Below are 9,927 nucleotides of genomic sequence, written 5' to 3'. Positions count from 1 at the left end.
ATTTTCTCAAATTATTGCCACATCTCATCTTGAGCCACCTTGTCACCCGTTAAGGGGTTACAAATAATATAAATAATATTTGTAGAAATAACGCCCCTGAAATTGTGAAAAAACTCTGATTTAAACTTCTATCGTGACAGCAGCTTATACACAAGAGCGCTATTTGTTTTCGCCCTTGTGTAAATCAAATTGTCTGTTTCTGCTGCAATTTTTAGCCATTCATGACTAACTGAGAGATTCCAAGTAATCGCGGATGAGGTTGCGTCGTTTGGGTTGACGGAGTTTTTGCAAGGCTTTGGATTCGATTTGACGGACTCTTTCTCTAGATAAATCCAGGGCGCGACCAATTTCGGCTAAGGAATAGGGATGACCATCGGATAAACCAAAGCGCATGAGAATGACATCCCTTTCTCGGCTGGTTAAATCTGACAACAAACTATGCAAGTCTTTGTGTAAAGATTCTCGCATTAACATTTCTTCTGGGGTAATGCTATCAGTTTCTAGTAATTCCCCTAGCTCGGTGTCTTTATCTTTGCCGACTTTGGTTTCTAAGGAAACAGAACGGGGAACTCTGAGTAACACTTCCCGCACTGCGGCGGGTGTCATATCTAACTCAATTGCTAAGTCTTCTAAGGTGGGAGTCCGGCCTTTTTCTTGAGCAATTTTCCGTTGAGCTTTTTTAATTTTGTTGAGCTTTTCTGTAATATGAACAGGTAAGCGAATTGTACGACTAGATGTGGCGATCGCCCTGGTAATTCCCTGACGAATCCACCAATAAGCGTAGGTACTAAAGCGGTATCCCTTGGTTGGATCAAATTTTTCTACGGCTCTTTCTAAACCTAAAGTACCTTCTTGAACTAAATCTAATAACTCTAAACCACGATTTTGATATTTTTTAGCCACTGACACTACCAAGCGCAAATTAGCCTTGATCATGTGTTCTTTGGCGTGGAGTCCTTGGGTTTGTACTTGCTCCAATTCTTCCACTGTTAATTTAGCAATTTCTGCCCAGCGCCGCTTACCATTGGCTAAAGTAGGTTTGAGATCAGCAAGATTTATCCCCGCAGTGCTAGCCCACCGTTCTAAAGACGGGCGATGTCCTAATTCCGATGACAGTCGCTCTTGCACTTCAACTAATTTGAGGTAGGGTGTAACGACTTCATCCCCTTGCTTGGCGGCGTTGGCTAAGACAGTTCGCATCCGCAGGTAGCGTTGAACTTTTTGGGCTTCGGAAACTTCTTCATCCCGCCCTAACAGCCGAACTCGCCCAATTTCCTGAAGGTATAGACGTACTAAGTCTGTACTACGACGGTTAGTATTCCCAGCAAAGTTAGCAGGGTCAGCAGCAGCTACTTCTAACTCTTGCATATCTTCTGCTGATAAATCAGCATCATCAATAATGAGTTCTTCATCCAAAGCCGGGCGGGAATCTTTGGTATTAGAAGCGGCATCTGCGTAAAAAGATGTTGCTGGCATAAGGCTCGTCTCAATGGCTCCAGGTAACAATAGATTACGGTCAGCTAATTAACTGTTGCTATTGTTCCCGTGATTCAAGATGAACTAACACGGTTGAGGTTTTCAGTCCAATTTTTTACAAAAAAAACAAACTGAAATTTTCTCACGCTCATGGCGAACTGTGTCGTTAGAGCGTCTGAATTGAACCAATAGCTATTCAAATCTGGATCTAGGCTTTAGATGATCATAAAGTACCTAGTGAGCATTTCTACATTAGTAGATATTTATGGTTATTTTTATAACTGGTATAAACATCTGTCAGTAAAAGTTATATTGATCATCAGCATGGTTATATCTACATGGGCAAGAAAGTAATATCCAGACAATTTTTGATTTTTTTTTCTCAGGATTATTAAGGAATAAATAGACGTGTTTAGTTGTCATCAACTAGCTAGTATACACGCAGAAAGGATCATTAAACTGTTGAGACTAAAATTCAATAGTTATATTCTGGTTTGATATCTCGTAACATCAGTTCTTCTAACGCTTGTCGCGGTGTGATTTCACCTTGAAGTAAGCGATACACTTGCTCGGTAATGGGGATGGGGATACGATACTGGTGGGCGCGCTGCACTAACACTTGGCAAGTGTTAACACCTTCAGCTGTTCCTGCTGTGTTTGCTAGAATGTCTGTTAATATTTTACCACTAGCCATTTGATAACCTACTTGGTAGTTGCGACTGAGAGGACTGTTGCAAGTTGCTAACAAATCTCCTAGACCAGATAAACCATAAAATGTTTCCGTCTTTGCATCCCAACTCTGGCCAATGCGAACCATTTCTGTGAGTCCACGGGTGACTAAAGCGGCTTTGGCGTTGGTTCCCAGATGTAAGCCATCACACACACCAGCTGCGATCGCCATAATATTTTTTAATGTTCCCCCTAGTTCCACACCGATGGGGTCAGGGTTGGTATATACCCGAAAACTAGGAGAAGAAAATACCTGCTGTACAAGTTCCGCCGCAGTTGTATTCTCGCTAGCCACTACCGTGGCCGCTGGTAATGATTGTTGGATTTCTTGAGATAAATTTGGCCCAGATAATACCACCACTGGATGATTGGGGAATGCTGTTTGCCAAATTTGCGAAGGTGTACAGGTGGTTTGGGGATCTAAGCCTTTGGTAGCTGTGACAAAGATTGTCTGTGGGGACAGGGGTAAAGATTTGACTTGAGAAACTATATCACTTACTCCTTTCATGGCGATCGCCGATAAGATAATTTCCGCATCTGGGATCACTGCTTCCAGAGTTGCTGATCCTCCACGTGACCACACACGCACCTCATGGCCGTTGCTACTGGCTAAGTCTGCTAAAGTTGTACCCCAAGCACCTGCACCCAGAATTGTTATAGTAGTTTTTTGCACCGCGATAATTAATCCCAACTATCTAAATATCAATTAACGGGGGTAACGTTGCATTAATTCCCTGACTTGCTCTGCATGGTATGAGCTTCTTGTCAATGGTGATGAAACAACTTGTAAAAATCCGATTTCTTCACCGAATTTCTGCCAGACTGCAAATTGTTCAGGGGTGATAAAATCATTAACCTGCAAGTGTTTGGCAGTGGGTTGGAGATACTGCCCAATAGTTAATATGTCACAATCTACAGAGCGGAGGTCTTCCATCACTTGGCGAATTTCCGCATCTGTTTCACCAAGTCCCACCATAATCCCCGACTTAGTATATATCCTTGGGGCGATTTGGCGCGACCTCTGGAGTAATTCCAAAGTCCGCTCATAGTTTCCTTGGGGACGCACCCGGCGATATAAACGCTCAATTGTTTCTGTATTGTGGTTCATCACCTCTGGCGCAGCTTGTAAAATGACTTCCAAAGCCTGCCAATTACCGCACAAATCCGGAATTAACACCTCAATTGTCGTTTGAGGCGAAACACTACGCACCGCTTCAATACACCGCACAAATTGAGCCGCACCACCATCAGGTAAATCATCTCGGTTGACAGAAGTAATCACCACATGATTAAGTCCCATCCGGCGCACAGCTTCCCCCAGTCTTGCTGGTTCTGTCGGGTCTAGAGGTTGGGGTTTTTTCTCAAAGTCAATATCACAATAAGGACAAGCACGAGTACAAGCCGGCCCCATAATTAAAAATGTCGCCGTACCAGCTTGAAAGCACTCACCAATATTCGGACAGGAGGCTTCCTCACAAACGGTATTGAGCGCTAAATCCCGCAAAATTTCTTTAACGTTACCCACGCGCTCCCACTGAGGCGCTTTTACTCGCAACCAGTCTGGTTTAACAGTCACAATCTGCCCTTATTATTTGAAGTTATACAAGTCTCATCCTAGCAAGCAAAGCCCTGAGTTAAGATATTTATCATTTTTGATCAGGATATGATAGAATCGTTTGGTATTTACTGTGGCGGGATGTAGCGCAGCTTGGTAGCGCACTTCGTTCGGGACGAAGGGGCCGCTGGTTCGAATCCAGTCATCCCGATTGGGAATTTATGCGCAATGAAAACGGCGGCCATACTTGTATAATCACAAGTCAGGCAATTTTTTCGCATTTTCATAGGGATGGAATGTGAGATTGCGCCCAATTGTCCGAGAAAATCCCCCAGACAGGCTAAATGTTCGAGCAAACCTTGAGTGTTGTGGCAAAACTTGTTGAAGTTAAGTGGCTTGTTCATGGCTAAAAATTTCATCAAACTTCCCTTGAGCTTGCACTTTACCTGCTTTCATCACAATAATCTGGTCAGCACGACGTAACACAGCAGGGCGATGAGAAACTACAAGACAGGTTGGTGTCCAATGATTTTGCTCTTGTTCTGTGCTATTGACAAATATCCGCGACCATAACGCCAATTCTGTCTCCACATCCAAACCTTTGCTAAATCGAAAAATCCTGGCATTCGTAGGTTTGGTTGTTCGCGTTAGGGTTGCGGAGTAATGGTACAAAACCCAATAGGTTGGGTTTCCCGTTTCTCAATCTCCGAACAGCAGATTATCCTCCAAGGTATGAGTAGGCACGTATCCAGACTGTACGTTCCACAAACTGGTATAAATCCCATTCAGTTCTATTAAGTCCTCATGCTTACCCTGCTCGACAATTTGACCATGAGCCATGACATATATACAGTGACTGTGGCGAATTGTGGAAAGACGATGTGCGATCGCTATGGTAGTCCGATTTTGGGTAATAATAGCTAAAGATTTCTGAATAGCCGCTTCCGTTTCATTATCCACCGCAGAGGTAGCTTCATCCAAAATTAAAATTGCTGGATCTTTGAGAATAGCACGGGCTATAGCTATACGTTGTCTTTGTCCACCAGAAAGCTTTTGACCTCGTTCGCCGACAACAGTATCGTATCCTTGGGGTAGTTGCAGAATAAATTCATGAGCCTCAGCTAATTTCGCAGCATGGATAATTTCTGACTCAGTAGCATCAAAACTACCATAAGCAATATTCTCAGCCACCGTACCGTGAAATAAAAATACATCCTGACTCACCCAACCGATACAGCGCCGCAGTTCCCCCAGTTGTAACTCCCGAATATCGATATTATCAACCAGGATTTGTCCGCCTTGGATTTCGTAAAAGCGTAGCAGTAGTTTAACTAAGGTACTTTTACCAGAACCTGTTGCACCAACAATACCAATATTTGCACCAGGGGGAATATGCAATGATAAATCTTGCAATACATTGGTGCGGTCGTTGTAGGCAAAGGTGATATTGTCAAGATGCACTTCACCACGTACTGCTGGTAAAGAACGGTTTCCTGTGGGGATAGTTATGGGCGTATCTAATAATCCCATGACTCGTCGGGTAGAAGCCATTGCCCGTTGATATTGATCCATAATTTGACTCAAACTGGCAAAAGGCCACAGTAATCGCTGGACAATGAACACCATAAAACCGTAGGTTCCCACAGTTAACTGATTATTTGCTACTGCAACCCCACCAAAAAACAGCGTAGCGATGAAACCTGTCACTACCACAAAGCGAATAGCTGGATAAAAAGCAGCCGAAAGTGCGATTGCATGACCATTACTCCGGCGATAAGCTTCACTTTCAACTAACATACGTTCTCGTTCATAGTTTTCAGCAGTGAAACTTTTAATTGTGGCAATACCTGAGAGATTATTAGCTAAACGACTATTAATAAATCCGGCTTTATCGCGGACATCTGCGTAACGGGGTGCAAGTCGTTTTTGGAATGCTAAGGAACCCCAAAAAATGAAAGGTGTAGGTAATATTGCCAGCCACGCGACATTAGGGGCGATAATCACAAATGAACCACCTACAAATAGAATTGTAGTGATAAACCGTAAAATACTAGCTGCACCAGAATCAAGAAATCTTTCTAATTGATTGATATCGTCATTTAATATTGATAAAAATGTGCCTGTAGAGCGTTCTTCAAAGTAGCTTAATTCTAGTTCCTGTAAATGACTATAAGCATCAAGACGTAACTCATGCTGCATAGTTTGGGCGAGATTTCGCCACAGGCGATCGTAGATAAATTCAGATAGTGATTCTAAAGTCCAAATTAATAACGTTAATAATGATAAGATTGCCAGTTGTCCAACAATATTAGTAACACCAAATTGGGCAATAATCGAATTTTCTTGTTCGGCAACAATATCTACAGCTAACCCAATTAAATAAGCTGGTGCGAGGTCAAATATGGTATTGAGGATGGTAAAAGTTGCCGCAGTCCACACTTGAGAGCGGTAGTTTTTAGCGTAGTTTAATAACCGTAGCAGTGGATGTTGTTTAGAAATAGAATAAGATGCCATTGTGATTCAGTTAAAACAGCTATGATAATTGTGTATTAAGCCTGAAGGGGGGACATGAGTTGAGGGTGATGACGATGATGAATTTATCTCCTAAAGCTGTACGATTTTTGGTAGAGGCATTGGAATTTCGGATTGCGGCATATCAAGTTCAACTGGATAAACAGGACTTGTCAGAAGATGAGGCTTCAGAGATAACAAATGACATGATGTTTTTGGAATCGTTACTGCAAGAGTTGAAGAAAATGCGGGATATTCCTGTATCACAGGTTTTCTAGATTAGATTTAGTAATTACGAATTACGAACTTGTACTGAGCGCAGCCGAAGTATTACGAATTATTTTGTGGGGGAATTTGGGCGAAAATAGCAGATTGTAAGATTTCAGGAACTTGTCTCCACACTACAGTTCCTTTATCACTTTTGATATAAAGTTGCATAAAATCTAATAATGCTGTGGCACTTTCTCCGGGGGTAAGATTAACGAAGAGATAGGTGGCTTTATCTGGACTAGCGACGGACACAACACAGCCATAATCGCACGCCCATAAACATCCCACTGGTTGAATTTCTACTTCATTATCTGGGAATTTTCCATTGCATAAAGTGTTTAGTTGGTCAAGTAAAATATTACCATCAAAAGGTGGATTTTCTGGTCGTTTTTTAGAGGAACGGTGGCAGGATTTGCAAACGAGTAACGTATGTTTTGGCATTGGTTTAGTGGTAATTGAATAGCAATATTAAGGAAAATATGGTTAGATATTTGACAGGGTTAACTATTCACTGGAATGCTTCATGCGGCGTGATTCGATTTTTTATAAACTATTTCAACAATCTCCTAGTTTACTGTTTGAACTATTGATAAATCCCCCAGAGAATGCTGATGTATATCGGTTTGAGTCGGTGGCTGTCAAAGAACCTAAGTTTGAAATTGATGGGGTGTTTTTACCACCTGAAAATACAAGTTCGGGTGTGGTGTATTTCTGTGAGGTACAGTTTCAAAAGGATGAAAAACTGTATGAGCGGGTATTTGCCGAATCATCATTATATTTTTACCGTAATCGTGACAGATTTAGTGATTGGCAAGCAGTAATCATTTATCCGTCCCGTAGCACTGAACAAAGTGATATTCATCCATATCGAGGTTTTTTGAATAGTGAGCAAGTACATCGGGTGTATTTGGATGAGTTGGGAGACATTCGTTCTTTGCCTTTGTGGGTGGCGGCGATGGTGTTAACTACTGTAGAAGAAGAACAAGCCCCAGAAGAAGCCCGGTATTTGTTAAGTCGAACTCGTAATGAGTTATCGCCACCAAGTAGTCGTGCGATAATTGAGATAGTTACAACAATCATGACTTATCGGTTTGATGAACTGAGTAGAGTTGAGGTAGAAGCAATGTTAGATATTACACTGAAAGAAACAAGAGTTTATCGGGAAATTAAGCAGGAAGGACGGGAAGAAGGACGAGAAGCGACGGCTAATATTATTACCCGACAATTGCGGAAGCGGTTGGGAGAATTGCCCCAGGAGGTGCGTTCTGTGATTTCGGGTTTGTCGTTGCCGATGTTGGAAGATTTGGGTGAAGCTTTGCTTGATTTTACCAGTTTGGCTGATTTACAGGCTTGGCTAGAGGTACATCAGTGAACAGTTATTAGTTATCACGATCGCACTGCATGATATTTTGTAGATCGCGGATATGGAAGTTTTTATCAATGGTGTTGACTTTAAGAGGGCGATCGCACTGGATGATATTTTGGAGGCGCGGATATGGAAGTTTTTATCAATGGTGTTGACTTTAAGAGGGCGATCGCACTTGGCAAAGGAGTGAATAGGTATCAGATAAAATGAAAAAGCGAGGGTTTACGAAATAACATATCCCCCAGGATAATGGAGAGATGATGCTAAAAAGTTACGAAGCAATTTACGAAAACGGTCAGGTCAAGTGGTTGTCTGATGCACCTCCCGTCATATCTGCTCGTGTGATTGTGACTGTTTTAGAAGAGACAGTGCCTCCTGTTAAACGCCGGATTCCTGCTGTGGCGATCGCGGGTAAAGCCAGGATCTTAGGTGATTTGATTAGTCCTGTAGTGGATGAGCAAGATTGGGAATGTCTGAAGTGATTGTTCTGGATACTCATATTTGGATTTGGTTTGTGAATCTGGCATTTGAGAATTTTTCATCTGAATGGAAAGAGAGAATCGAAACGGCGAGTCAGGTTGGCATTTCACCTGTATCCTGTTACGAAATTGCTTTGGCTCAACATCGTGGACGGTTAGAACTACCTTGCTCTACGGATGAATGGTTTCAGGCAGCCTTAGAACCATCGGGAATAGAGTTGTTTCCCCTTACGCCTCAGATTTGTAGTCGTGCAGTTAACCTGTCTGCGGTTCATAGAGACCCTTTTGATCGCATGATTATAGCAACTGCTTTGGAATATCAAGCATCTTTAGCGAGTGTAGATAGCATATTTCGTCAATATCCAGAACTTAGTGGTTGTTTGATGCAATAGCTCATTGTTCCTCATCATGCAAATTCAGTAGTTTAGGATTACTCTAAGCTAAAGGGCGATCGCACTGCTTCTTCAGATAAACGGTGACAAGATTTGCAGACTAACATCGTGTGTTTGGGCATGGTTTTAAGGTGTGTTGACGAGATATTTAAACAAGTCATCAATAACTGCATTTACTGATAAGATATCGAAAGAATGCCAATGCCCTGCATCTACGAAATAAACCTGATTTTGTTGCACTGCTTTGAGTTGTCGCCATAAAGGTTTTTCTTGGAGTTTTTCTAAAGTCTCTTTGGTATCCTTACTTCCCCAATGTAAAAAAAAGAGTACATCACCATCAATATCAGATAACCGTTCTTCAGAAATATTATTTATATAGTAGAAATCTCCCCTTTGTGCTGGTGGTCTTTGTAGTCCAATATCATTCAAAATCATGCCGACAGCGTGTTTTTCTCCATAAGCCCAAATTCCATAATCTGAAGATATACTAGCAACTGATATTTGAAATTGATGGCGGTGATTATCCTTTGGAGAAGCTGCGTCAATGCCTAATTTTTGTTTGAGTGTTTCAATACGCTGCCAATATTTATCCATCAACATCTGACCGTTCTCTTCTTTGTCCATCACTTTGGCAAGGTCTACTAATTGTTGCTTCCAGGGAGGAGGTGTACCAGGAAAGTCCATCATGACTGTGGGCGCAATTTCAGAGAGCTGCTTATAGATATTTTTCAACCGATAGTTAGCCAAAATTAAATCAGGTTTAAGTAGCAAAATCTTTTCTAAACTTGGTTCGGTTATATTACCAACAAATTCAATTCCATCTACTTTCTTTTGTAGATACTGTGGAAAAGGTTCACCTGTATAGTAACTTGTAGCCACTGGTTTGATATCTAATGCTAGGGTATTAGCCAAAATACTTGTCCATAATGTGATCACTCGCTTCGGGCTGACAGGAATACAAGTCTCTCCCATTACGTGTTCCACTTGGCGGCAATCTTCCGTTGACTGTTTTAGGTTTGTCGTACTGTTATCAATAGTTTTGCTACAGGCCGCAGCTAGTGTAAACGTCAAAATTCCTAATAGCAATAGATAGATAAGGCGACGTATAGATATTTTCATGAACACTTAATTTACACAATTGGGAAAATG

At 41.8% G+C, this 9,927-nt stretch carries 12 protein-coding genes and 1 tRNA gene; 6 read left to right on the top strand and 7 right to left on the bottom strand.

The genetic code is table 11. The annotated features are described in order from the left end of the window. Window positions 1-225: 225 nt before the first annotated feature. From sigC to lipA, 3 genes are all read right to left on the bottom strand, one after another. Window positions 226-1,476 carry an RNA polymerase sigma factor SigC gene (sigC, locus tag ACM0OP_RS01545; RefSeq protein WP_414526622.1) on the bottom strand — a complete coding sequence of 417 codons (1,251 nt, stop codon included), beginning with the start codon at window positions 1,474-1,476 and terminating at the stop codon, window positions 226-228. Between the two features lie 475 nt (window positions 1,477-1,951). Further along, a complete protein-coding gene (locus ACM0OP_RS01540) occupies window positions 1,952-2,878 on the bottom strand; it encodes an NAD(P)H-dependent glycerol-3-phosphate dehydrogenase (protein ID WP_414526621.1) in 927 nt (308 codons plus the stop codon). A 33-nt stretch (window positions 2,879-2,911) separates the two neighbouring features. Continuing rightward, window positions 2,912-3,781, bottom strand: a complete 870-nt coding sequence (gene lipA / locus ACM0OP_RS01535; RefSeq protein ID WP_414526620.1) for a lipoyl synthase — start codon at window positions 3,779-3,781, stop codon at window positions 2,912-2,914. Window positions 3,782-3,897: 116 nt separating this feature from the next. Here lipA and ACM0OP_RS01530 point away from each other — a divergent pair. After that, a tRNA-Pro gene (locus tag ACM0OP_RS01530) sits at window positions 3,898-3,971 on the top strand. 176 nt (window positions 3,972-4,147) lie between these two features. Here the strand turns inward: ACM0OP_RS01530 and ACM0OP_RS01525 are convergent. Beyond that, on the bottom strand, window positions 4,148-4,351 hold the full coding sequence (locus ACM0OP_RS01525; RefSeq protein ID WP_414526619.1) for a hypothetical protein: 204 nt from the start codon (window positions 4,349-4,351) through the stop codon (window positions 4,148-4,150). Between the two features lie 108 nt (window positions 4,352-4,459). Then, window positions 4,460-6,274 carry an ABC transporter ATP-binding protein gene (locus tag ACM0OP_RS01520; protein WP_414526618.1) on the bottom strand — a complete coding sequence of 605 codons (1,815 nt, stop codon included), beginning with the start codon at window positions 6,272-6,274 and terminating at the stop codon, window positions 4,460-4,462. A 74-nt stretch (window positions 6,275-6,348) separates the two neighbouring features. On the opposite strand from ACM0OP_RS01520, the gene ACM0OP_RS01515 reads away from it, so the two are divergent. Continuing rightward, window positions 6,349-6,549, top strand: a complete 201-nt coding sequence (locus tag ACM0OP_RS01515) for a hypothetical protein (RefSeq protein WP_414526617.1) — start codon at window positions 6,349-6,351, stop codon at window positions 6,547-6,549. A gap of 52 nt (window positions 6,550-6,601) precedes the next feature. Here the strand turns inward: ACM0OP_RS01515 and ACM0OP_RS01510 are convergent, their stop codons facing one another. Continuing rightward, window positions 6,602-6,982 (bottom strand): DUF1636 family protein, encoded by a 381-nt coding sequence (locus ACM0OP_RS01510; RefSeq protein ID WP_414526616.1) that lies wholly within the window; start codon window positions 6,980-6,982, stop codon window positions 6,602-6,604. Between the two features lie 82 nt (window positions 6,983-7,064). On the opposite strand from ACM0OP_RS01510, the gene ACM0OP_RS01505 reads away from it, so the two are divergent. From ACM0OP_RS01505 to ACM0OP_RS01490, 4 genes are all read left to right on the top strand, one after another. Then, a complete protein-coding gene (locus ACM0OP_RS01505) occupies window positions 7,065-7,913 on the top strand; it encodes an Rpn family recombination-promoting nuclease/putative transposase (RefSeq protein WP_414526615.1) in 849 nt (282 codons plus the stop codon). Window positions 7,914-7,965: 52 nt separating this feature from the next. Beyond that, window positions 7,966-8,097, top strand: coding sequence for a hypothetical protein (locus ACM0OP_RS01500; RefSeq protein WP_414526614.1), 132 nt, complete (start codon window positions 7,966-7,968; stop codon window positions 8,095-8,097). Window positions 8,098-8,167: 70 nt separating this feature from the next. Further along, the gene (locus tag ACM0OP_RS01495; RefSeq protein ID WP_414526629.1) at window positions 8,168-8,389 is read left to right on the top strand and encodes a hypothetical protein; all 222 of its coding nucleotides are present in this window, start codon (window positions 8,168-8,170) and stop codon (window positions 8,387-8,389) included. Then, window positions 8,377-8,778: a type II toxin-antitoxin system VapC family toxin gene (locus tag ACM0OP_RS01490; RefSeq protein WP_414526613.1), complete on the top strand. Its 402-nt coding sequence runs from the start codon at window positions 8,377-8,379 to the stop codon at window positions 8,776-8,778. Before ACM0OP_RS01495 ends, ACM0OP_RS01490 begins: the two co-directional genes overlap by 13 nt. A gap of 126 nt (window positions 8,779-8,904) precedes the next feature. On the opposite strand, the gene ACM0OP_RS01485 is transcribed toward ACM0OP_RS01490, so the two are convergent. Further along, entirely contained in the window at window positions 8,905-9,897 is a 993-nt protein-coding gene (locus tag ACM0OP_RS01485; protein WP_414526612.1) for an iron-siderophore ABC transporter substrate-binding protein, read from the bottom strand. Window positions 9,898-9,927 lie beyond the last annotated feature (30 nt).

Origin of the sequence: Nodularia chucula CCY0103 (assembly GCF_963923915.1) — a bacterium.
Classification (GTDB): Bacteria; Cyanobacteriota; Cyanobacteriia; order Cyanobacteriales; family Nostocaceae; genus Nodularia; species Nodularia chucula.
Note: the sequence above shows the minus strand (reverse complement) of the source record. Positions and strands in the feature narration are given on the sequence as shown.

Bases quoted from the DNA above. Each gene is read 5' to 3' on its own strand.
- sigC (WP_414526622.1), bottom strand. From the start codon at position 1,476: ATGCCAGCAACATCTTTTTACGCAGATGCCGCTTCTAATACCAAAGAT.
- ACM0OP_RS01520 (WP_414526618.1), bottom strand. From the start codon at position 6,274: ATGGCATCTTATTCTATTTCTAAACAACATCCACTGCTACGGTTATTA.
- ACM0OP_RS01515 (WP_414526617.1), top strand. From the start codon at position 6,349: ATGATGAATTTATCTCCTAAAGCTGTACGATTTTTGGTAGAGGCATTG.
- ACM0OP_RS01510 (WP_414526616.1), bottom strand. From the start codon at position 6,982: ATGCCAAAACATACGTTACTCGTTTGCAAATCCTGCCACCGTTCCTCT.
- ACM0OP_RS01505 (WP_414526615.1), top strand. From the start codon at position 7,065: ATGCGGCGTGATTCGATTTTTTATAAACTATTTCAACAATCTCCTAGT.
- ACM0OP_RS01500 (WP_414526614.1), top strand. From the start codon at position 7,966: ATGGAAGTTTTTATCAATGGTGTTGACTTTAAGAGGGCGATCGCACTG.
- ACM0OP_RS01495 (WP_414526629.1), top strand. From the start codon at position 8,168: ATGCTAAAAAGTTACGAAGCAATTTACGAAAACGGTCAGGTCAAGTGG.
- ACM0OP_RS01490 (WP_414526613.1), top strand. From the start codon at position 8,377: ATGTCTGAAGTGATTGTTCTGGATACTCATATTTGGATTTGGTTTGTG.
- ACM0OP_RS01485 (WP_414526612.1), bottom strand. From the start codon at position 9,897: ATGAAAATATCTATACGTCGCCTTATCTATCTATTGCTATTAGGAATT.